Here is a 20,126-nt window from a genome sequence, read left to right as displayed (position 1 = left end):
GCCCGCTTGAGTCGTTGTGATCGGATCTGTCTCAGCAATACCAGTCAGGGTTGTGGTCTGGCCGTAGCATCGTCGGCGATGACCACTGTGGCGGAGCTGACGGACGACCCGCACGCGGCGTTGGCGGCGGTGCGGCCGGTGGGCTGGATGGACGCGCTCGGCGGGTGGGTGGTGAGCGGGCGCGAGCTCGCGGTGCGGGTGATGCGGGATCCGGAGACGTTCACGGTCGACGATCCGCGGTTCTCGACGGCGCAGGTGGTGGGCCCGTCGATGTTGTCCCTGGACGGTACGGCGCACGCCGCGCACCGGGCGCCGTTCGAGAAGGCGTTCGGGCTGGCGGAGACGCGGGCGCGGTTCACGCGGCCGGTGGCCGAGACGGTCGAGGCGCTGGTCGGCGAGATCGCGGCGGACGGGGCCGCGGATCTGCGGCGCACACTCGCCGGGCCGCTGTCGGTGGCGGTCGTGGCCTACTCGCTCGGGTTGCCGCCGGCGTCGGCCTCGACGGTGCTCGGGTGGTACGAGGCGATCTCGGACTCGGTGACCGGTGTCGCGGCCGGGCGCCGGGTCACGGCGGCCGGCGCCGAGGCGTTCGCGCGGCTGCACGCCCATGTTGCCGGGGGCATCGACTCGTCGGACTCGCTGGTCGCCGAGGCGGCGGGCGCGGGGCTGGGTGTGGACGAGGTGGTCGCGAACGCCGCGGTGCTGATGTTCGGCGGCATCGAGACGACCGAGGGCATGATCACCAACTGCCTGTGGCACCTGCTGACGCACCGGGACCAGCTCGAGCTCGTGCTGGCCGATCCGGCGTTGCTCGCCAACGCGCTGGAGGAGTCCCTACGGCTCGAACCCGCGGCCGCCGTCGTCGATCGCTACGCCACCCGGGACGTCGAGCTGGCCGGCTGCCCGGTGCGTCGGGGGGATCTGGTGACCGTGTCGCTGGCGGGCGCCGGTCGCGACCCCGCGGTCTTTCCCGACCCGGACCGGTACGACGTACGCCGTCCGAACGCGCGCCGTCATCTGGCGTGGGCCAGTGGGCCGCACATCTGCCTCGGTATGCACCTGGCTCGGCTCGAAGCGCTGACTGCCCTGAGAGCCGCGCTCGCGTTGCCGGGGTTGCGGCTCGCGGCGTCGTCTCCTCCCCCGCGCGGTTTGGTCTTCCGCAAACCGGCGGCGGTGAAGGTGCGCTGGCACGTCGAACACCCGTCTCAGGTCTAGCCGCACTGCTCCTGGTGCCAGTACGCCGCGGTGGCCGACGTCTGCTTGCGGACCACGTCCGGCGCCGGCTCCGCGGGCCACAACTGGAGCAGGTAGTGGTCGACGACCGGCTCGTCGCCTTGGACGACGTCGACTTCCTTGCCCTTGTCCATCCCGGTCGCGCAGTACCGGGCCCGATAGCTGACGACCGGCAACTCTGCCTTCACGAACGGACCGGAATCCAGTCCGTGCAGCCTGAGCGCCGAACCGGCCGGCTCGAACGACACCTCGACGACTTCCTCCCACTGGTCGTCCAGCGCCGGTTCCGCGTCCAGCCGCTCGACCCGCAAGCCGACGGAGCCGGTGTGCAGACCGGTCATCAGGAGCAGCCGTCCAGGCTGAGCCGCTCCGCAGAGCCCGTTGACCTGACCGCGCCGGGCGTCGTCGAAGTCCGGCCAGTCCACCCCACCGGTCAGCAGGTAGATCTGGCCGAAGGTCAAGCCCATCCGGCCGTCGAAGATCGTCGTCATGTCGCGACCTTAGGGCGACCGGCGCGGAGTCGGCGGAGGATCTGCACGAACGGGCAACGCGACGGCGGCCGGCACCGTCAAGGCGAGCGGCGCAGCACCATCAAGCAGGCCGGGATCACCGGGGTCTCGCGATCGGGATCGGCCTCGACGTCGCGGCGGAACGCCTCGAAGCCCGCCTCGATCTCCTCGGCCGGAAGATGCTCGAACGTCGACAAGGCCCGAGTGCTGACCCGGTCGTACAGCGCGGCCAGCGTCCGTGGCCGCTCGGCGGTGATCAGCCGCAGTTCCTCGTCCGGAACGAGACCCGCCGCGCGCGCCATCTGCTGGGTCTCCGCCACCGTGCGGTACATCGCCGCGTCGGCGGCCGGCGCCGACGGGAAGTACTTGTACCAGGGCAGTTCCGGCATCCGGTCCGCGAACTGGCTGCGCAGCAGCACGACTCCACCGGGCCGCAGGACGCGGTGCAGTTCGCGCAAGGCCTGCTGCTGGTCGGCGAAGTGGTGGAACGACAGGAAGAGCAGCGCCACGTCACACGACGCGTCCGGGAGCGGGATCGCCTCGGCCGATCCTTCGAGATAGGTGACACGGGGATGCGGCGGGGACTGCTCGCGCATCCGGGCCGACGGTTCCACCCCGTACGCCGGCCCGCCGAACGTCTCGGCCAGCGCCGCAGTGAAGCGGCCGATGCCCGACCCGAGATCGAGCACCGTCAACGGGCGCCCAGGCGGAACGACTTCGGCGTACGCGCGCATCCAGGCGTCGACGGTCTCCTGGTCGACGGCCCGGCCCGCGGCGTAGACGCGATGCAGGCGATCGTCGTAGTCGACCACGGCCCTACTCCTTCCAAGCCCGGTGCCAGTACGCCGCGACTTCGGCGGTCTGCTTCACGATCGTGTCCGGTTGTGCGGCAGCCGGCCAGAACTGCAGGAGGTAGCGGTCGATCGGCGGATCGTCGTCCTTGACCGTGTCGGCCTCGGCGGCCGCGTCCATGCCCGTCGCGTGGTAGCGGACCCGGTAGTCGCCGATCGGCAGGTCGAGGTGGTGGACCGCCTCGCCCGCCCACTCGACCAGCGCGATCTCCGGCTCGACCGGCCGGAACGACGCCTCCACGATCTCCTCCCACTGCTCGTCGACGGGCGGTTGCTCGTCATGCAGCTCGACGGTGAAGTGGGTGTGGCCGGTGTGCAGGCCGGTCGTCAGGAACAACGTCCCTGGCAACGCGCCCCCGCACAACCCGTTGACCTGGCCCTGGTTCGACTCGGCGGGGTCGCTGGCGAACGTTCCGCCGGACATCACGTACAGCTGGAAGTAGGCGACGTGCACCGGGCCGTCGTACAGGACCTTCATGTGCGAGACGGTAGACCATCCGGAGTCAGTACGACGGTGGCGCCGGAGTCGGCCGCGGCCTGGACCAGCCGCAGCGTCGCCAGGGCTGGGTGGTCGTCGAGCAGCTTGGCCGAGTTCGCCAGTGAGCGCAGAGCGGCTGCCTCACCACGGGCGCGTTCGAGGGCGGCGCGGCCGCGCTGACGTTCCACCGCGGTCTCGGCCAGTGCGACGCGCAGCTCGCCGAGCACGCCGAGGTCGCGGACCGTCGCGTCGAGCACGGTGATGCCCAGGTCGGTCGCCTCTGCCTGGACCGGTGCGGTCAAGGCCGCCGCGACCGCGTCCCGGCCTTCGGGGCGCAGCAGCTCGTCGAGCTCGTGCCGGCCGACCGCGTCGCGGACCGCCAGCTGGAGAGCGACGTGCAGCAGTTCCTCGGGGGCTTCGGCGCGCTCGACGAAGGCGCGCGGGTCGGCCACCTTCCAGCGGGCGATCGCGGTGACGCGCACGGTCACGCCGTCCGCGGTGAAGATCTCCTGGCCGGAGACCGACAGCTGGCGGATCCGCAGGTCGATGCGCTCCTGCCGGGTCCGGCGGGCCTGCCGGACGGCGTACCGGCCAGGTTCGAGCTGGGACTCGAAGACACCGTCGCGGTACACCAGAACCTGCTCGTGCGCCTGCACGGTGATCTTCGCCATCGTCCACTCCCCTTCGTCAGGTCGTCGTCTGCTGTCGTCGCTTGTCCGCGTACGCCTCGGACGGTCCGTCCCGGTACTCACCCCGGACCGCGGCGGAGGAACCGGCTCGTGACGAGCAGCCGGGCCTGCAGAGCCGAGGGACGGGACAGCGCGAGCACCGGGACAGACCTGGAGCTGAGCCTTGTCCGTGGCAAAGCGGCAGATGTACCGCGCCGGGTACAACGCGCAGAACGGTTCCGGCGAACGCCGGCGCCGCTGCTGATCCGGCCGTACGCCGTTCAGTGTGCGGGCCGGTGCGGGCCCGGAGCAACTGGATTCCCGCTCAGTTTGTTGCCCCGAGCAAGGTTCAGGCGAAGAAGACGTCGTAGCCGAGGCGCAGGATCAGGGCGCTGACCACGACCAGGAAGATGATCCGGACGAACTTGCTGCCGCGCGCGACCGCCGTCCGGGCGCCGAGCAGGCCGCCGACCATGTTGGCGGCACCCATCGCCAGACCGAGGCCCCACAGCGGCGCGCCGTGCGCGGCGAAAACGGCGATCGCGCCGAGGTTGGTGGCGACGTTCGCGATCTTCGCCTTCGCGCTGGCCTGCAGGAAGTTGTAGCCGAGCAGGCCGACCAGCGCGAAGATCAGGAACGAGCCGGTGCCGGGACCGACCGCGCCGTCGTAGAAGCCGATCAGCAGACCGACCGCGCCGGCGGCGACGTAGTGGTTGCGACCGTCCCACCTGAGCGCGGTCCGGGCGCCGAGCGCCGGCTTGAGCGCGGTGTAGATCGCGACGCCGATCAGCAGCACGAGCACGATCGGCTTGAACCAGCTCATCGGGATCTTGGTCGCCACCAACGCCCCGGCGGCCGCGCCGATTCCGGCCAGGATCGTCAGCGGCAGCACCGTCCGCCGGTCCGGGCGGACCTTGACGCCGAACGTGACCGCGCTGGTCGCCGTACCGCACAGGGACGAGATCTTGTTGGTGGACAGGATCTGCGCCGGCGAGGCGTTCGGCAGGCCGAGCAGCATCGCGGGCAACTGGATCAGCCCGCCACCGCCGACCACCGCGTCGATCCAGCCGGCTGAGAAGGCGGCGACCACCAGGAAGACGAGGGTCCACAAAGAGATGTCAGGCACGGCGGCACCAGCGGCGGAGAACACTCACGCCCCAATGATCAAGTAAGGACGTTGTGCGAGAGAACCCTTACGTCGCCCGACGTGATCGACCCCACTCGGGCCGGGCTAAACCAGCGGACACCGACCCGGTGACTCAGCACAATGGCGGGGTGAAGTTCTTACTGCTGATCCACAACAACCCCGAGGCGCTGGACGGGCTCACCCCGGAGCAGCGCCAGGCCCTGGTCGGTGGGCGCGAGGTGGCCGAGCGGATCCACCGGCTGCGCGAGACCGGCGAGCTGGTGACGATCCTCGCGCTGCACGACCCGTCACAGAGCAAGACCGTGCAGGTCGTGGGCGGGACGCCGGTGATCTCGGACCGGCCGTTCCTGGAGACCAAGGAGTTCCTCGCCGGCGGGCTGGTGGTGGAGGTGACGTCGCTGGAGCGGGCACTGGAGATCGCCGCCGAGATCCCGTACGCCGCGGTGCAGCGGATCGAGGTCCGCCCGGTCCGGGACTTCGAGGCGGAGGCACTCGCGGGCCTGGACCTCGGGCCATGACGCCGGGCTCCCCGGAGAACGCGCCGCACGGGGAGCTCGAGGGCGCGATCCGCGCGGCCGCGCCGAAGGCGCTGGCGACGCTCGTCCGCCGGTACGGCGTGTTCGACCAGTGCGAGGACGCCGTTCAGGAGGCGCTGCTCGGCGCGTTGACGCAGTGGCGCGCCAACGGCGTACCAGAGCAACCGGTCGGCTGGCTGATCAGCGTCGCGACGCGGCGGTTGATGGACGGCTGGCGGCGCGACAACGCCCGGCGGCAGCGCGAGGTCACCGACTTCCTGCGCACGCCGGCTCAGCCGGACGAGGACGGCGTCGAGAACACCGACGACACACTTCGGCTGCTCCTGCTGTGCTGCCACCCGTCGCTGACCCCAGCCTCACAGATCGCGCTCACTCTGCGCTCGGTCGGCGGTCTGACCACCGCGGAGGTCGCGGCCGCGCTGCTGGTCGGCGAAACCACGGTGGCGCAGCGGATCAGCCGCGCCAAGCGCCTGATCAAAGACTCCGGCGCGCGCTTCGAGCTGCCCACCGGTGAGGAGTACGACGAGCGCCTCCGCGCCGTTCTGCACGTGCTGTACCTGATTTTCAACGAGGGCCACACCGCGAGCGCCGGCGACCAACTGCAGCGGCTCGACCTCGCCGTCGAGGCCCTTCGGATCACCCGCATGCTGCACGACGCCGCTCCCCGCGCAGGCGAAGTGACCGGGCTGCTCGCGCTGATGATCCTCACCCACGCCCGTCGCGACGCCCGGACCGGACCGGGCGGCAATCTCGTCCCGGCCGATCGTCAGGACCGCACCCGCTGGTACGCCGACGAGATCGCCGAGGGCACCGCGTTGGTCGAGGCGGCGTTGTCCTCGGGCCGCGTCGGGCCGTACCAACTGGAGGCCGCGATCGCCGCGGTGCACAGCGAGGCCGACTCGGTGGAGTCGACCGACTGGGCGCAGATCGCCGAGTTGTACCGGATCCTCGCGAAGGTCGATCCGGGTCCGATGGTGACGCTCGGCTCGGCGGTGGCGGTGGCGATGACCGAGGGGCCCGACGCGGGCATCGCGATCGTCGACGGCCTCGCCGACGATCGCCACCTCGGCGACCACCACCGCCGCCTGTCCGTGCTCGCGCATCTGTACGAGCTCGCCGGCCGGAACGCCGAGGCCCGCGAGCAGTACACCGCCGCGCTCGCTCGCACCCGCAACACCGCCGAGCAGAACTACCTGCGCGAGCGGATCGCCCGGCTCAGCCGCTGACGCTTCATGCGAGCCGCCCGGCCGGCGGGACGGTCAGTGCCGTACGGAACACCTCCGTCGGGTCCACATCCTGCTTCAACGCCGCCAGCCGGTCGCTGTGCGGCTTCGGGAAGCAGCGGCCGAGGTCGTCCGCCGTCGGGTGCGACAAGAAGTTGCCGTAGGCCCGTTCCGGTGCGAGCGCCTGCCACATCCTTTCGAAGTCCTCGATCTGTGCTCCGTGCATGGCGGCGGATCCGAGCAGCACCGCGTTCACCATGAACCTGGCGTCCCGGTGCGGGAACGCCGTCGCGTCCGGCTCGACAGCACCGAACGCTCCACCCAGCGCTCGAATGTCCACGGCCATCATGGGCATCCGGCCCCGCGCCTCGGCCAACCGCTGCACGAAGTCCGGCGACCACCGGTCGAACAGACCGTTGCGCATCCGCGGCGTCCAGTCCGGCGGCATCTGCTCGCTTGCCAGCACGTCCGCGTACGCCAGCTCCGCGATCGAGTCGGTCACTACAGTCCCCAGCGCGCGCAGCGGTGCCAGCAAGGCCTCACGATCGGCGAAGTCACCCGCGATGCACACCGCGACGGCGATCGGCGCCTGGCCCTCCGCCACCATGGTCGGCGGCAGTTGCACCGACGACGACAGGTTCCGCGGCGCGTCGAGCATGTACTCGGCCCAACCGGTCAGCACCTGATCCAGCTGTGCCGACGGGAACAGCAAGCTGCCGAAGAGCACCGTCGGCTGGTGCACGGCCGCGAGCTCGTACGACGTCACCACGCCGAGACTGCCCGCGGCACCCCGCACACCCCAGAACAACTCCGGCTCCTCGACAGCATCGACCCGCCGGACCACGCCGTCAGCGGTCACCACTTTGGCCGCCACCACGCTGTCCAACGCCAGGCCGTGCTTGCGCACCATCCACCCGATCCCGCCGCCGGCCAGCAGACCGCCGACGCCGACACCAGCCGTGTCACCGGACGAGATCGCCAATCCGGAGCCGGCCAGCTCCCCGGCCACACGCCCCCAGGTCGCTCCGGTGCCGACCCGAACCGTCCCGCCCGCACCTGACTCTTCGGACAGGATCGTGACCTCGTCCATCGGACTGACGTCGAGCACCACTCCCCCGTCGTTCGTGCCGAACCCCGCCGGGTGATGACCTCCGCTGCGAACCGCCACGGGCAGCCCGAGCTCCGCGGCGTACCGCAAGCCCGCTGCGACGTCTGCCGATCCCGTGCACCGCACGACCACCGCCGGCTTGCCCTGCACGGTGAGCGTCCGGCTCAACCCCTGGTACGCCGAATCGCCCGCGGTCAGCACCTCGCCGGCCACTGCCGCGCGAAGCTCGTCGATCCCCTGAATCCGACCTGCTGCCATCGTCCACTCACTCCCATCGCGTGCACCCCTCGCGGGCGCCTCACCCCCTGATCGCAGCGGCTAACCGATCCTCGACATGTCTGGCGAAGATTTTTTCGGAAAGGTCGGCTTGGTCCCGATGTCGGTGGCGGCTGGTAGGACGAGAGCTCGCGGACAGCCACGACGGAGGGCGGACCACCGATGACGAAGGCCACGTTGGCGCAGGCCCTCGAGTGCCTGGGGTTGGAGATCTGCACCGAGGCCGTCGAGACCAGGGGCGCCTCTGGGGCCGGCGTTCACCGGGTGCGGGCCGGGAGCGAGGACGCCGTACTGAAGGTGACCGGCTCGGATGAAAGCCGTGAGCTCGCGCGCCGTGAACTGACCTTCTATCGGACCATGGCGGGGCGGATGCCGATCTCGACTCCCCGTCTGCTGCGCTCGCTGGACGACGAGCACGTCACGGCGCTGCTGCTGACGGCCCATCGGCCCTCGCCACCTGCCCGTGAATGGGACCTCGCGGCGTGGCTGGATCTGGCCAGCCAGTTGGCGGTTCTGCACGCGCTTCCGATCCCGAGCGAGAACCACTGGCTCGGAACCTCCTGGCTTTCGCAGGCACTGAACCAGCCGTCTTCGGCCGACGGCTACTGGTTCAAGACCTCCGCCGCGGACAGCGCCCGTCTGGCGCTCCGCCACACCGGCGAACTCGCGGACGCGCTGCGATCCACGGGCGACTGCTTCGTCCACGGCGACTGTCACGTCGAGAATCTGTTGCGCGAAGGCAACGAGTTGGTGTGGGCCGACTGGCAGAACGTGGGCGTCGGCTCTCCCGCCGGCGAACTGGCGTTCCTGTGGTCGCGCGCCGATGCGGATGGCGCCGAGGTTCCGTACGACGCGATGCTCGACGTCTATCTGAGCTATCGCGAGGCCGACCCGGTGCAGCTCCGTCGAGCGCTCATTGCGGCCGAGCTCGGGATCTTGCTGTTCGGGTGGCCTGCGCACGCTGCCTACTGCGCGCCCGCCGTACAAGAGCGGCTGGCTCGGCGCCTCGTTCAGCTCACCGACCGATGGCTGTCGGGGGCAACCTGAGCTCGCAGCTTCTCAGCACTGTCAGAAGAGCAGCGCCTCGAGCTCCGGAAGCCGGCCGTACAGCTCGGGCAGGCCGCGTACGCCGTTGCGCGCCGATTCGTGCGACAGCGCGAGGTCAGGGCCGGTGCTCGCCTCGACGCCGGCGAGGCAGCGGAGGATGTTCCACCGCGTGAAGCCGAGCCAGCCGCCGATCATGAACACGAACCAGCTCGGACCCGGCGGCGGTAACGCTCCGCCCCCGGCGACGTAGCCGTTTAGGACCGAGCGGAAGCTGGCGGGCTCGATGGCGTCGAAGCCAGGTCCCTTCGCCAGGCTCAGCGCGGTCGAGGCGAGCTCACCGGCCAGGTCGAGCGGCCCCGACAGCTCCCAGTCGAGCAGCACCGGCCGGCCGTCTCGGGCGAGCAGGTTCCAGGGCTGGATGTCCCTGTGGGTCAGCACGACGGGACCGGGCCGTTCGCAGGTGTCGACGAAGAGGGCGATCTCCAGGAACGTCTCGACCTGCGAGGCGAGTTCGTCGGCCCAGGGCTGTCCGGTCGCTGCCGCCCGCTCGGCGAGTTCGGGCCAGTCCCGTGGCGTCGGCTCCTCGGTCGGCACGTGGGGCCACTCGACGTCGAGCGCATGCAGGCGCGCGAGAATCTCGCCGATCTCGAATCCGTACGCCGCCGGCACCGGCGCTTCGGGCAGCTTGTCTCCCTCGACCCAGCGGTGCACGAGCATGCCGTGGCCGGCCGAGACCGGCTCCGGCATCGGAACGCCGGCCGCGAAGGCCGCCTGCTCGAACCTGAACACGTCCTCGACGTGGTAGATAGAGCGGCGGTCGACGAGGTTCAGCTCCTTGACCGCGAACGATCCCTGGTCGGTGTCGAGCCGGTACAACCGATTGGCGAACCCGCCGTGGACGCGGATCATCGGCCCGCGCGGCGCGCCGAGAAACGAAAGGTGCGAAGGTACGTCGTCCGCGGTCACGCCAGGCAATCTAGGGCCCGCAGTTCATCGCTGCACCGGATTTTTCCTGCGTTGGGCAGCACCTGAACGGGAGCGGTGGCAAACAAGCCCGCGCCACGCGGCAGCCGGCACGCGGCACGGCACGCGGCAGCAAGCATCCCCGTCCAGGGATGTTCGGCGGGTTCGTCAATCGCCGACGAGCGCCTGATGGGTTGCGGCGAGCGTAACGGCTGCGGCGTCGTCGCTGGTCCAGTCGTTCAGCGGGCGGTCGCCGTGCCACCGGGGCACCAAGTGGAAGTGAAGGTGGAAGACCTCCTGGCCGGCGGCGCGGCCGTTGGCTTGCAGGATGCTGATGCCGTCGGCGGGGAGCCGGGTCGAGAGGATGCGCGCGGTCGCCTGCAACGCCGGACCAACGGCGGCGGCCGCTCTCGCGGCACCATCGGCGGTCAGGTCGGTGACGTGCTGCCGCGGCACGACCAGGGTGTGACCGCGGCGCAGCGGGCGGATGTCCAGGAACGCGACCGCCTCGTCGTCCTGGTGGACGAAGCGCGCCGGGACTCGTCCCGCGGCGATACCGCAGAACGTGCAGGCGTCGCCCGCAGCTCTGTCGTTCATCGGCGTTCACCTTTCCTTTGTTCGCATCGCCGATCGCCTTCCCGTGGCCGAATCGCGGAAGCCGCGCCGAACTTGCGGGAGCCTCGCCGGAACCACGGAACCACGGAACCGCGGAACCGGCGGAACCTCCGCCGAACCCACAGAACCCCGCCGACCCCCCAAAACCCCGCCAGAACCGCGAAAGCCCCCACCAAACAGGCAGGGGCTTCCGGCGTACGGGAACGACTAGCCGCGGACGACCGCGACCAGATGGTCGACGACCTCGGCCACCGGAAGGTCGGCGCGGTCGCCGGAGCGGCGGTCCCTGACCTCGACGGTGCCGTCGGCCAGGCCCTTGCCGACCACGGCGATCGTCGGGACGCCGAGCAGCTCGGCGTCCTTGAACTTCACGCCCGGCGAGACCTTCTCGCGGTCGTCGTACAGCACGGTCAGGCCCCGGGACTCCAGCCCGGCGGCGATCTCCGCCGCCTTGCTGAAGACCTCGGCGTCCTTGCCGGTGGCGAGCAGGTGGACGTCGGCGGGCGCGATCTCGCGCGGCCAGATCAGGCCGAGCTCGTCGTGGTTGCCCTCGGCGATCGCCGCCACGGCGCGCGTGACGCCGACGCCGTACGAGCCCATCGTGACCGTGACGAGCTTGCCGTTCTGGTCGAGCACCTTGAGGTCGAGCGCCTCGGCGTACTTCTGACCGAGCTGGAAGATGTGTCCCATCTCGATACCGCGCGCGGTCGACAGCGGACCCGAACCGTCCGGCGCCTCGTCACCGTCGCGCACCTCGGCGGCCTGGATCGTGCCGTCGGCGGTGAAGTCGCGGCCGTGCACCAGGTTGATCACGTGGTAGCCGGACTTGTCCGCGCCGGTCACCCAGGCCGAGCCCTCGGCGACCCGCGGGTCGAGCAGGTACCGGATGCCGGAGGTGTTGTCCTTGCCGAGCACGCCCGGGCCGATGTAGCCCTTGGCCAGCGCCGGGTTCTTGACGAAGTCGGCGTCGTCGAACGCGACCACCTCGGCCGGCTCGACCTGCGCGCCGAGCCGCTTCTCGTCGATCGCCCGGTCCCCCGGTACGCCGATCGCCAGCGGCTCGCGCGTGCCGTCGGGGTGCACGAGCATGACGAGCACGTTCTTCAGCGTGTCCGCGGCCGTCCACTCGCGGCCGTCAGTGCGCGGGTGCTTGGCGTTCAGCGCGTCGACCAGCGTCTCGATGGTCGGCGTGTCCGGGGTGTCGACCACCTCGGCGGCCGGCACGGCGGAGGCGTCCACCGGCGGCGACTGCGGCACGACGACGGCCTCGACGTTGGCGGCGTAACCACCCGGCGAGCGCACGAAGGTGTCCTCGCCGTTCTCCGCGATCGCGAGGAACTCCTCCGAGGCCGACCCGCCCATCGCGCCGGACATCGCCTGCACGATCACGTAGTCGAAGCCGAGCCGGTCGAAGATCGCGATGTAGGCCTTGCGGTGCAGCTCGTACGACGCCTGCAGGCCGGCCTGGTCGATGTCGAAGGAGTAGGAGTCCTTCATCACGAACTCACGCCCGCGCAGCACGCCGGCCCGCGGCCGCGCCTCGTCGCGGTACTTGTTCTGGATCTGGTAGATCGACAGCGGCAGGTCCTTGTACGACGAGTAGAGGTCCTTCACCGCCAGGGTGAACATCTCCTCGTGCGTCGGCCCGAGCAGCATGTCGGCGCCCTTGCGGTCCTTGAGCCGGAACAGGTTCGGCCCGTACTCGGTCCAGCGGCCGGTCGCCTCGTAGGGCTCGCGCGGCAGCAGCGCCGGGAAGACCAACTCCTGCGCGCCGATCGCGTCCATCTCCTCGCGGACGATCTTCTCCACGTTGCGCAGCACCCGCAGCCCCAGCGGCAGCCAGGTGTACATCCCGGGCGCGGTGCGGCGGATGTAGCCGGCGCGGACGAGCAGCTTGTGGCTCGGGACCTCCGCGTCCGCCGGGTCCTCGCGAAGGGTGCGGAGGAACAACGACGACATGCGCAGAATCACGGGAGTCTCCAGGCGAATACCAGTAGGACAGTGGAACAGCTGACGTCCAGAAGGATATCCGCCTCCGGGACCTGCTCCGACCCATTATCCCCAGGCCCCGGACACGCACAGTCACCCGGTCCGCCCGGGCAGCGATCAGCTGGTCCCGCGAGAGGCCTTCAGCGCCGCGCGGATCAGGGGGATCTGCAGTGGAAGCCGGCCGAACGCGAGCGCCTTCGCCTGGGTCGAGCCCTTGCGATTCACGTCCAGCGCCATCTGCACGTTGGCCGGGAACACGGCGGCCAGCAGCGCCGCGCTGGTCAGCCCGGCGGCCCGCCGCGTCCGCGGGTGGAGCAGCCCCGCGGCGCAGACCAGCTCGGCCACCCCGGAGGCGTAGACCAGCTCCTTCTTCGCCGGCACCGCCTTCGGGATGATCCGCTCGAACGGCTTGGGCTGAACGAAGTGCAGCACACCCATCACCGCGAACAACCCCGCCAGTCCCGTCGTGCTCCTGCTCCGTCGACTCATGCGAGCACCCTAGAACCTGCCGGCGATCACGGCAGCGTCCCGTACGGCGCCGCCGCGGCCTTCGCGGCGTACAGGAAGGCGGCCTTGTTCTTGGGCCAGAACGTCGAGTCCATGCACGAGTACGCCGGGAAGAACCCGCCGCACGTCCCGGACGCCGCCCCGACCTCGAACGTGTACGACGGAACGCCGCGCGTGCCGTACAACCAGTCGTCGGTCGACCCGGGCGCGAAGTAGCCGACTCCCCCGTCGCCGGTCGACACCGGATACCCGTTGAACGCGCCCATCTTCTTGCCCAGGGCAACCAGTGCGGCCCGGTTCGGCGCGGCGGTGTTGGTGTACCCGTACGGCGCGAGGATGTCGTTGCCGAAGCTGTGCAGGGTCACGAAGACGCCGGTCGTGTCCGCCGCGGCCGGGTCGCCCACGCCCGCCTTGGTGTCACGGAACAGCTTGTCCAGCAGCCCTTGCGCCGCGATCGTCTCCGGCTCCGAGACCGCCTTGGCGCCCGGATAGGTCTCGTCGCACGGGCCGCCCTGCTGCGGGTCCCACTGGAAGTTCGAGTTCCGGTTCAGGTCGACCCCGGCGTCGGCGGCCGGGCAGCCGCCGGCCGAGTTGTTCACGTTCTTGCGCTGCATCACCGGCCGGCTCGGCGATGCCGACACCACGTCGACGCCGTCGGGATTACCGATCGGCACGACCCACAGCTCCCGCGTGTCCACTAGCGAAGTGATCGCCGGATCCTTGCCGTACGACGACACCAGCAGGTCGATCCACCGGTAGGCCAGCTCGCCGGTCGACAGTTCGCGGGCGTGGATCTGGGCGTACAACACGAACTTGGGCTTCTTGCCGGTACTGCTCACGGCGCAGTCCCCGGCGACGAGTTTGCTGATGCACAGTGCCTGGATGTCGTGACCGCCCTGGCCCTTCGTCTTCTTCCACGAGTCGCCGATGTCATAGAGCTTGACCAGGTCCGGGTGCGCCGCGGCGACGGCCGCGTTGTGCTCCTCGTGCCCGATCGTCGTGTGGTAGCCGCCGTAGAACGTCGTACCGGCCGCGTCGGCGGCGGCGCGGTCGAGCGGCTGGTAGACCTCGCCGATCCGGCCGGCCTCGATGCCCCGGTCGCGCAGCTTCGACACCTCATCGGGCGTCGCGACCAGGACCGGGCGGGATCCGTGCCCGTGGCCGATGTCGTAACCCTCGCGGACCAGCCCGGCGACCGTCGTACCGGCGGGGAGTTTCAGCGAGTAGTAGGCCGGCTCAGGAGCCGCCACGGGTTGCGTCGCGCTGCCCGAGGGGGCGGCGGCGACGGCGGCGGCGGCGAGGGCCAGGCAGGCCAGGGGCACAGCGATTTTCCGCATGGGTTCCTTCCGCGGGGCGGGGCGGTTCGCACCAGCAAACCTCACCCGCCGTCGCCGCACCATCACAGTGAGCGCTCGACCTCAGAACAGGATCGTCGCGAACGTCTCGATGGTCCGGAACCCGACCCGCTCGTACGCCGCCCGCGCGGGCGTGTTGAACGCGTTCACGTACAGCGTCACCACCGGCGCGATCTGCCGGGCCAGCTCGACGACCGCCGCCATCCCCGGCGCGGCCAGACCCTGACCGCGCCGTTCCGGATCGACCCAGACGCCCTGGATCTGGCACACGCCGGTGCCGACCGACCCGACCTCCGCCTTGAACACGACCTTGCCGTCCTCGATCCGCGCGAACGCACGACCGGCGCGGATCAGCTCGGCCACCCGCGACCGGTAGAAGGTACCGTCGGGACCGGTCTGCGGCGGGACGCCGACCTCCTCGGTGTACATCGCGACGCAGGCCGGATAGAGGATGTCCAGCTCGACCGGTTCGACCGCGCGGACCAGCGGATCGGGCTCGATCGCGGGCGGTTCGTCGATCATCATGAACGGCTGCTCGCCGCGGATCTCGCGCGCCGGACCCCAGTGCGGTTCCAGCGCCGACCACAGCTGGTCGACCGCCGCGGCCGGGCCGAGGATCTGGAAACACGTCCGTCCCCGGCGCAACGCGTACGCCGCGAACGCGCGCAGCGCGGCCTCGCCCGCGCCGACCGGAACCATGTTGCCGCCCGCGTGGCACAGCGACTCGAGCACGCCTTTGTCGACGTAGCCCCAGACCTCCGCACCGCGCCGCGGATCGAGCCCGGACGCCTGCACCAGGCTGTCCACGAACACGTTCACGACAGGGTCGCGGGCGATGACGGCCCTCGCCGCTGAGAGGTCACGAGGACCGAGAACCCGTACGCCCACGCGGAGAACCTAGCCGATTCCCGCCGGGTGAGAGCGCAACGGGTCGGTCACGATCCGGCGGGTCGGGTCAGGTCGCGGCGGGATCGACCTCGGCCGCCAGCCGGCGCAGCGGCGAGGTCCAGGCGACCAGGACGCCGGTGAACGCGAACACCCCGAGCACCAGCATCGCGGACCGTGCGCCGAGGTGGCTGCCGATCACCCCGCCGGTGACCGAGCCGAGCGTCCAGCCGACTCCCCACGACAGCATCCGTCCCGCGGTGTTGACCCGGCCGAGCAGATGCTCGGGCGTCACCTGCTGGCGGTACGAGATCGAGTTGACGATCACCAGCACGTACGCCGAGCCCCAGACCAGCAAGGCGATCGCGGCCAACGGCCAGGTCGGCATCAACGGTGTCACCACGCCGAGCGCGGCCGACGCGGGCAAGGCGTAGAGGGTGATCCCGGCGGGTTGCAGACGGCGAAGCAGCCTGGGCAGACCGACCGCGGCCGCCAGCGCGCCGATCCCCCACGCGCCGTAGACCAGGCCGAACCGCAGTCCCGACGTACCGATGTCGAGCACGCGGTCGGTCCAGACCACCATCAACGCCATGAAGCCACCGCCGGCGAAGGACTGGATGCTGCCGACGATCGTCATCGTGCGGACGCCGGCATGCCGGACCAGGAAGCGCACACCCTCGGCGATGTCGGCGAACACGACCCGGGGCCGCAACGGCGCGCGGCCGTCGCGCTGCTGCGACATCGCGCGGACGATGCCGCGGACCGCGAGTGCCGAGGCGGCGAAGCTCAAGGCATCGAGGGTCAGCAAAGCGGCCGGGCTGATCGCGGCAAGCGCCAGCCCGACCAGGGCTGGGACGAACAGCTCGATCAGGCTGGACGCCGTCCAGACCGCGGCGTTCGCCTGGGCGACTCTGGCTCTGCCGACCAGAACCGGCAAGGCGCCGAAGTTGGCACCGTCGAAGAACGTGGCCACGCCCTGGACGAGGAAGGCGACCACCAGCACGTGGACGACGGTCAGCCCGCCGAGCCAGTAGGCGATCGGCACGGAACTGATCAGCAGCGCGTTGAGCAGATCCGCCGCGACCATGACGCGCTTGCGGTTCCATCGGTCCGCCAAGGCGCCGGCGAAGAGCCCGGCCAGCAAGTACGGCGCCGCCTCGAGCGCTGTGACCAACGCGGTCAGGAACGGCGACCCGCTCAACCGGTAGACCAGCACCGGCAGGGCGATCGCCGTGACCATCGAGCCCATCGTCGACAGGGCCCGCGCCAGCCAGTAGCGCCGGAAGTCCGGGTCGTCGCGCAGGCGTACCGGCGTACGGGGTGGGGTGGTTGCCGGGTCGGTCGCCGGGTCGCCGTTCGGTACGGCGGTCGCCGAGTCGCCGGACGCGGCGGCAGTCACGGCGTCGGTGTCGTCAGAGCGCACGACTCATCCACACCAACTCTTCGCCGAGATCCCGGGACGGCGTCCGCACCGCCGGGCCGAATCCGTTGCGGCGGTAGAAGCCGATCGCCTTCTCGTTGCCCGCGACGACGTCGAGCAGCAACTCGGTGGTCCCGGGCGGCAGCGCGGCGACCGCTGCGTCGAGCAGCAACTTGCCGACGCCGCGCCCCTGATGCTCGGGCAGCACGTAGAGCTTCCACATCACCCAGAACCCCTCCTCCTGGCCGAGCCCGGTCATCCCGACGACCTCCCCCGCGGAATCCGTAGCGACCAGTGTCACCCCGCGAACGATTCCGCGCTCGACCGCCTCCCTCGACCACCACTGGGCCAGGCCGTCGGTGACGAACTCGGGCGACGCCAGCTCGGCGTACGCGACCGGCCAGGTCTTGAGGCCGACCTCGCGGACCGCGTCGACGTCCGCGAGCGTCGCCCGGCGAACGGCGATCACGCGTGCACCCGGACCGGTTGGCCGTCGGGATCGGTGATGGCGATCGTGGTGCCGGTCAACTCTGCGGCGTACCCGGCGGCTTGCAGGCGGGCGAGGACGTCGGGCAGCGGCTCGGTGGTCCGCAGCTCCAGCCATACGTCGAACTCGCCCGCAGGCGGGCCATAGGTCACCTCGGGGCTCCCGAGCAGCTCGAGAAACGGCGTCCATTCCGCTTCCGCGGCGCCGGACAACCGCGGGACCACCGTCAGCCGAGGGTCCGGATCGGCTTGGTGGAGCTTGTAGCCGTAGAGGTCGCCGGAACGCTCGTCGATCCAGATCGCGACTCCGCCGGGAGCCGTGACCGACAGGACCCGGCCGTACGCCTCGTCCCAGGTGGTCGCGTCTTCGTGGCCTGCGGCAACCAGTTGGTCCTTGAGCGCGTCGATGTCCTCGGCCTCGAACGACAGGCCGGTGTCGCCGGCCTTGCCACCGGTCGACGACGTCGCGGCGTCGTGCAGCGCGACCATGCCACTGCCGGTCACCAGGTCCACCCAGCCGCCGCTCTTGCCCTCGATCCGGGGACGCAGCCCGAGCGTCTCCAGAAACGCGCGCATCGCGTCGACGTCCGCCGTGAACCGCAGCGGACGGATCACCACCTCATTCATCCCGGGCCTCCTCGTGCTTGTCCAAGTACTCGGCCAAAGCCTGCTCGACCAGCGCCGACAGGCTCACACCCTCGTCGATCGCCTGGTGCTTCACCCGCCGAATCAGCTCCGGCGGCAGGTACACGTTGAACTGCGCCTTCTTGGCAATGTCGTCCGGCATGCCTAGAATGCTAGCACGCTACCAAGCTACTAGGAGGACCTGATGGCTCTTCGTCTCGACCACCTGAGTTTGCTGACCGACACGAACGAGAAGAACCAGGAGATCGCGGACTTCTTCGCGACCGTGCTCGGACTGCCCGTGCGTGGCAACGCCGGCGAGGGCTACGCCGAGGTCGACGCCGGGGACATCGTCGTCTCGCTGCACCGCGGAGCGCTGATCGACGACATCCGGCCGCTCGGCGGCGCGCTGCTGCAGTTCGCCTCCGAGGACGTCGCGGCCGACATCGAGGCGATTCGCGCGCGCGGCGGCACCGTCGTACTGGAGCCGATGGAGACCGACTGGGGCAGCACGAGCGCGTACGTCGCGGGGCCGCACGGCGTACTGGTCGAGGTGTGCAAGATGCACTGACGGCCGGCCCCGATCGGACCGGCCGTTGGTTCAGCGGGTCAGACGGCGGCGAGCAGCGCGTCGTCCAGGTTCTTCAGCAGCCAGGACTTCGGGCGGGCGCCGACGACCGACCAGATCAGCTCGCCGTGGTGGAACAGCATCAGTGTCGGCATCGCCATCACCCGGTAGCGGGCCGGGATCTCGGGGTTCTCGTCGGCGTTGAGCTTCACGATGTCGAGCTGGTCCGCGCGCTCGCGCGCGATCTGTTCCAGCACCGGCACGATCTGGTGGCACGGCGGGCACCACTGCGCCCAGAAGTCGACCAGGACCGGTTTGGCGGCGCCCAGCACCACCTCGTCGAAGTTGCCTTGGTCAACACTCAGCAGGTCGCTCATGGACGGGTCTCCTTCTCCAGTTCTCGGCATCGGCGAGGAGGCCGGTGAGCTTGCCACGCAGGTCGGTGAGCTCGGCGATCCGCCGATCCACCTCCGCGATCCGCAGCCGGTACGCCGTCAGCGACGCCGGGCACACGTCGGCCCGGTCGTTGCCGGCCCGCAGGCACTCGATGAACGGGTAGGTCTGCTCCGCGGTCAGCCCGAGACTCAGCAGCGCCTTCACCTCGCGGACGATCACGACGTCCTCCGCGGTGTACCGGCGATAGCCGTTCGGCTGCCGCTCGGGCTTCAGCAGCCCCTGCGCCTCGTAGTACCGCACCGCCTTGACCGTCACGCCGGCCTCGGCCGCCAAGTCCCCGATGTGCATCCCGCCTCCTCGTCACCGACGCTAAACCCTGCCCCTGAGGTCAAGGTCAAGCCTACGGCCGACCGCGGGCGCGCCAGGGGACAGAATGGCCGGCATGATGCTCGGAACCTTCCGGCACGACCCGGACCTCGACCTGACCGGCCGGACCCTGCAACGCACCGCCGTCCGGGGCGCGCTGTTCCGTGGCGACGAACTGCTGCTGCTCGGTTCCCGCCACGGCGACTACAAGTTCCCCGGCGGCGGGGTCGAACCCGGCGAGTCGCCGTCGGAGGCGCTCGAGCGCGAGTTCCGCGAGGAGTGCGGGCTGAACGACGTCGAGGTCGGCCTGTCCTTCGGCAGCACGGTCGAGTACCTGCGGGCGATCGAGCCGGAGTACAAGATCTTCAAGATGACCTCGCACTACTTCTTCTGCTCGTCGTCCGGGGATCTCGGGGACCAGCAGCTCGAAGGTTACGAGACCGAACTGGAGCTGGTCCCCCGCTGGGTCACCGTCGCCGACGCGCTGCGCGCCAACCTGCAGGTTCAGGAACGCGGGGTCGGGGTGATGCGGTGGCTGGCGCGGGAGACGAAGATTCTCCAGCATCTGCAGACGCTCGGGCGACCCGAGCCAGCGGACGGGTGAGCGCCGCCGAGGCCAGCAGCGACAGGACGGCGAGCCCGGTCATCGCCGGCGCGGGACCGACGAGGTCCGCGGCCGCACCGGCAACGACCGCGACGATGCCGAAGGTGGTCATCCGCAGTGCCGACTCGAGCCCCAGCACCTGACCGCGGAGCTCGACGGGCGTCGCGTCGGTGAGCAGCTCCTGCTGGGCGAGCGACGCGCCGTACCCGATGCAAGCGACTCCGACCAGAGCCGCCAGTACGCCGAGCGGCAGGTCGAAGGCGAAACCGAGG

General features: G+C 70.5%; 24 protein-coding genes. 6 read left to right on the top strand and 18 right to left on the bottom strand.

The genetic code is table 11. The annotated features are described in order from the left end of the window. The first annotated feature begins 78 nt into the window (after positions 1-78). Positions 79-1,215: a cytochrome P450 gene (locus tag ACQPXM_RS17585; RefSeq protein ID WP_432949862.1), complete on the top strand. Its 1,137-nt coding sequence runs from the start codon at positions 79-81 to the stop codon at positions 1,213-1,215. Here ACQPXM_RS17585 and ACQPXM_RS17580 read toward each other — a convergent pair. The 5 genes from ACQPXM_RS17580 to ACQPXM_RS17560 form a co-directional block, all read right to left on the bottom strand. Then, positions 1,212-1,724, bottom strand: a complete 513-nt coding sequence (locus tag ACQPXM_RS17580) for a hypothetical protein (RefSeq protein ID WP_432949860.1) — start codon at positions 1,722-1,724, stop codon at positions 1,212-1,214. The two genes, ACQPXM_RS17585 and ACQPXM_RS17580, sit on opposite strands and share 4 nt — an antisense overlap. Positions 1,725-1,801: 77 nt before the next feature. Further along, positions 1,802-2,554, bottom strand: coding sequence for a class I SAM-dependent methyltransferase (locus tag ACQPXM_RS17575; protein ID WP_432949858.1), 753 nt, complete (start codon positions 2,552-2,554; stop codon positions 1,802-1,804). A gap of 4 nt (positions 2,555-2,558) precedes the next feature. Continuing rightward, positions 2,559-3,071 carry a hypothetical protein gene (locus tag ACQPXM_RS17570; RefSeq protein WP_432949856.1) on the bottom strand — a complete coding sequence of 171 codons (513 nt, stop codon included), beginning with the start codon at positions 3,069-3,071 and terminating at the stop codon, positions 2,559-2,561. Then, on the bottom strand, positions 3,068-3,742 hold the full coding sequence (locus ACQPXM_RS17565) for a slipin family protein (RefSeq protein WP_432949854.1): 675 nt from the start codon (positions 3,740-3,742) through the stop codon (positions 3,068-3,070). The genes ACQPXM_RS17570 and ACQPXM_RS17565 overlap by 4 nt, the downstream gene beginning before the upstream one ends. Before the next feature lie 346 nt (positions 3,743-4,088). After that, on the bottom strand, positions 4,089-4,865 hold the full coding sequence (locus ACQPXM_RS17560) for a sulfite exporter TauE/SafE family protein (RefSeq protein ID WP_432949852.1): 777 nt from the start codon (positions 4,863-4,865) through the stop codon (positions 4,089-4,091). A 149-nt stretch (positions 4,866-5,014) separates the two neighbouring features. Between ACQPXM_RS17560 and ACQPXM_RS17555 the strand changes: the two genes are divergently transcribed. Next, a complete protein-coding gene (locus ACQPXM_RS17555) occupies positions 5,015-5,404 on the top strand; it encodes a YciI family protein (RefSeq protein ID WP_432949850.1) in 390 nt (129 codons plus the stop codon). Further along, on the top strand, positions 5,401-6,648 hold the full coding sequence (locus ACQPXM_RS17550) for an RNA polymerase sigma factor (protein WP_432949848.1): 1,248 nt from the start codon (positions 5,401-5,403) through the stop codon (positions 6,646-6,648). Before ACQPXM_RS17555 ends, ACQPXM_RS17550 begins: the two co-directional genes overlap by 4 nt. A 4-nt stretch (positions 6,649-6,652) precedes the next feature. Here the strand turns inward: ACQPXM_RS17550 and ACQPXM_RS17545 are convergent, their stop codons facing one another. Beyond that, entirely contained in the window at positions 6,653-8,011 is a 1,359-nt protein-coding gene (locus tag ACQPXM_RS17545; RefSeq protein WP_432949846.1) for an FAD-binding oxidoreductase, read from the bottom strand. A 180-nt stretch (positions 8,012-8,191) separates the two neighbouring features. Here ACQPXM_RS17545 and ACQPXM_RS17540 point away from each other — a divergent pair, with 180 nt between their 5' ends. Then, on the top strand, positions 8,192-9,076 hold the full coding sequence (locus ACQPXM_RS17540) for an aminoglycoside phosphotransferase family protein (RefSeq protein ID WP_432949844.1): 885 nt from the start codon (positions 8,192-8,194) through the stop codon (positions 9,074-9,076). A gap of 21 nt (positions 9,077-9,097) precedes the next feature. Here the strand turns inward: ACQPXM_RS17540 and ACQPXM_RS17535 are convergent, their stop codons facing one another. The 10 genes from ACQPXM_RS17535 to ACQPXM_RS17490 all read right to left on the bottom strand — a co-directional run bounded on the left by ACQPXM_RS17535 (position 9,098) and on the right by ACQPXM_RS17490 (position 18,083). Beyond that, positions 9,098-10,042, bottom strand: coding sequence for a phosphotransferase family protein (locus tag ACQPXM_RS17535; protein ID WP_432949842.1), 945 nt, complete (start codon positions 10,040-10,042; stop codon positions 9,098-9,100). 165 nt (positions 10,043-10,207) lie between these two features. Next, entirely contained in the window at positions 10,208-10,636 is a 429-nt protein-coding gene (locus ACQPXM_RS17530) for an HIT family protein (RefSeq protein ID WP_432949840.1), read from the bottom strand. A gap of 225 nt (positions 10,637-10,861) precedes the next feature. Beyond that, positions 10,862-12,625 carry a proline--tRNA ligase gene (locus tag ACQPXM_RS17525; RefSeq protein WP_432949838.1) on the bottom strand — a complete coding sequence of 588 codons (1,764 nt, stop codon included), beginning with the start codon at positions 12,623-12,625 and terminating at the stop codon, positions 10,862-10,864. A 135-nt stretch (positions 12,626-12,760) separates the two neighbouring features. Continuing rightward, the gene (locus ACQPXM_RS17520) at positions 12,761-13,132 is read right to left on the bottom strand and encodes a DoxX family protein (RefSeq protein WP_432949836.1); all 372 of its coding nucleotides are present in this window, start codon (positions 13,130-13,132) and stop codon (positions 12,761-12,763) included. A gap of 26 nt (positions 13,133-13,158) precedes the next feature. Next, positions 13,159-14,487, bottom strand: a complete 1,329-nt coding sequence (locus tag ACQPXM_RS17515; RefSeq protein WP_432949834.1) for a M14 family zinc carboxypeptidase — start codon at positions 14,485-14,487, stop codon at positions 13,159-13,161. An 81-nt stretch (positions 14,488-14,568) separates the two neighbouring features. Further along, a complete protein-coding gene (locus ACQPXM_RS17510; RefSeq protein ID WP_432949832.1) occupies positions 14,569-15,393 on the bottom strand; it encodes a GNAT family N-acetyltransferase in 825 nt (274 codons plus the stop codon). 67 nt (positions 15,394-15,460) lie between these two features. After that, positions 15,461-16,813 carry an MFS transporter gene (locus ACQPXM_RS17505; protein ID WP_432949830.1) on the bottom strand — a complete coding sequence of 451 codons (1,353 nt, stop codon included), beginning with the start codon at positions 16,811-16,813 and terminating at the stop codon, positions 15,461-15,463. Then, positions 16,803-17,279, bottom strand: a complete 477-nt coding sequence (locus ACQPXM_RS17500; protein ID WP_432949828.1) for an N-acetyltransferase family protein — start codon at positions 17,277-17,279, stop codon at positions 16,803-16,805. Before ACQPXM_RS17500 ends, ACQPXM_RS17505 begins: the two co-directional genes overlap by 11 nt. After that, positions 17,276-17,923, bottom strand: coding sequence for a VOC family protein (locus ACQPXM_RS17495; protein ID WP_432949826.1), 648 nt, complete (start codon positions 17,921-17,923; stop codon positions 17,276-17,278). Before ACQPXM_RS17495 ends, ACQPXM_RS17500 begins: the two co-directional genes overlap by 4 nt. Beyond that, positions 17,916-18,083: a ribbon-helix-helix protein, CopG family gene (locus ACQPXM_RS17490; protein ID WP_432949824.1), complete on the bottom strand. Its 168-nt coding sequence runs from the start codon at positions 18,081-18,083 to the stop codon at positions 17,916-17,918. The genes ACQPXM_RS17495 and ACQPXM_RS17490 overlap by 8 nt, the downstream gene beginning before the upstream one ends. A gap of 42 nt (positions 18,084-18,125) precedes the next feature. Between ACQPXM_RS17490 and ACQPXM_RS17485 the strand changes: the two genes are divergently transcribed. Further along, complete coding sequence (locus ACQPXM_RS17485; protein ID WP_432949823.1) at positions 18,126-18,491, top strand: VOC family protein; 366 nt, start codon at positions 18,126-18,128, stop codon at positions 18,489-18,491. 38 nt (positions 18,492-18,529) lie between these two features. Here ACQPXM_RS17485 and trxA read toward each other — a convergent pair whose 3' ends face one another. Both trxA and ACQPXM_RS17475 read right to left on the bottom strand, forming a co-directional pair. Beyond that, positions 18,530-18,865: a thioredoxin gene (gene trxA / locus ACQPXM_RS17480; protein WP_432949821.1), complete on the bottom strand. Its 336-nt coding sequence runs from the start codon at positions 18,863-18,865 to the stop codon at positions 18,530-18,532. Further along, positions 18,843-19,232 (bottom strand): MerR family transcriptional regulator, encoded by a 390-nt coding sequence (locus tag ACQPXM_RS17475; RefSeq protein WP_432949819.1) that lies wholly within the window; start codon positions 19,230-19,232, stop codon positions 18,843-18,845. The genes trxA and ACQPXM_RS17475 overlap by 23 nt, the downstream gene beginning before the upstream one ends. Positions 19,233-19,326: 94 nt before the next feature. Between ACQPXM_RS17475 and ACQPXM_RS17470 the strand changes: the two genes are divergently transcribed. After that, positions 19,327-19,854, top strand: coding sequence for an NUDIX domain-containing protein (locus ACQPXM_RS17470; protein ID WP_432949817.1), 528 nt, complete (start codon positions 19,327-19,329; stop codon positions 19,852-19,854). The last annotated feature ends 272 nt before the right edge of the window (positions 19,855-20,126 follow it).

Origin of the sequence: Kribbella sp. CA-253562 (assembly GCF_050942265.1) — a bacterium.
In the GTDB taxonomy this organism is placed as follows: domain Bacteria; phylum Actinomycetota; class Actinomycetes; order Propionibacteriales; family Kribbellaceae; genus Kribbella.
This window is presented reverse-complemented; position numbering and strand designations above follow the sequence as displayed.

Bases quoted from the DNA above. Each gene is read 5' to 3' on its own strand.
- ACQPXM_RS17490 (WP_432949824.1), bottom strand. From the start codon at position 18,083: ATGCCGGACGACATTGCCAAGAAGGCGCAGTTCAACGTGTACCTGCCG.
- ACQPXM_RS17585 (WP_432949862.1), top strand. From the start codon at position 79: ATGACCACTGTGGCGGAGCTGACGGACGACCCGCACGCGGCGTTGGCG.
- ACQPXM_RS17520 (WP_432949836.1), bottom strand. From the start codon at position 13,132: ATGAGTCGACGGAGCAGGAGCACGACGGGACTGGCGGGGTTGTTCGCG.
- ACQPXM_RS17515 (WP_432949834.1), bottom strand. From the start codon at position 14,487: ATGCGGAAAATCGCTGTGCCCCTGGCCTGCCTGGCCCTCGCCGCCGCC.
- ACQPXM_RS17470 (WP_432949817.1), top strand. From the start codon at position 19,327: ATGATGCTCGGAACCTTCCGGCACGACCCGGACCTCGACCTGACCGGC.
- ACQPXM_RS17565 (WP_432949854.1), bottom strand. From the start codon at position 3,742: ATGGCGAAGATCACCGTGCAGGCGCACGAGCAGGTTCTGGTGTACCGC.
- ACQPXM_RS17550 (WP_432949848.1), top strand. From the start codon at position 5,401: ATGACGCCGGGCTCCCCGGAGAACGCGCCGCACGGGGAGCTCGAGGGC.
- ACQPXM_RS17580 (WP_432949860.1), bottom strand. From the start codon at position 1,724: ATGACGACGATCTTCGACGGCCGGATGGGCTTGACCTTCGGCCAGATC.
- ACQPXM_RS17540 (WP_432949844.1), top strand. From the start codon at position 8,192: ATGACGAAGGCCACGTTGGCGCAGGCCCTCGAGTGCCTGGGGTTGGAG.
- ACQPXM_RS17475 (WP_432949819.1), bottom strand. From the start codon at position 19,232: ATGCACATCGGGGACTTGGCGGCCGAGGCCGGCGTGACGGTCAAGGCG.
- ACQPXM_RS17545 (WP_432949846.1), bottom strand. From the start codon at position 8,011: ATGGCAGCAGGTCGGATTCAGGGGATCGACGAGCTTCGCGCGGCAGTG.
- ACQPXM_RS17495 (WP_432949826.1), bottom strand. From the start codon at position 17,923: ATGAATGAGGTGGTGATCCGTCCGCTGCGGTTCACGGCGGACGTCGAC.
- trxA (WP_432949821.1), bottom strand. From the start codon at position 18,865: ATGAGCGACCTGCTGAGTGTTGACCAAGGCAACTTCGACGAGGTGGTG.
- ACQPXM_RS17570 (WP_432949856.1), bottom strand. From the start codon at position 3,071: ATGAAGGTCCTGTACGACGGCCCGGTGCACGTCGCCTACTTCCAGCTG.
- ACQPXM_RS17530 (WP_432949840.1), bottom strand. From the start codon at position 10,636: ATGAACGACAGAGCTGCGGGCGACGCCTGCACGTTCTGCGGTATCGCC.
- ACQPXM_RS17485 (WP_432949823.1), top strand. From the start codon at position 18,126: ATGGCTCTTCGTCTCGACCACCTGAGTTTGCTGACCGACACGAACGAG.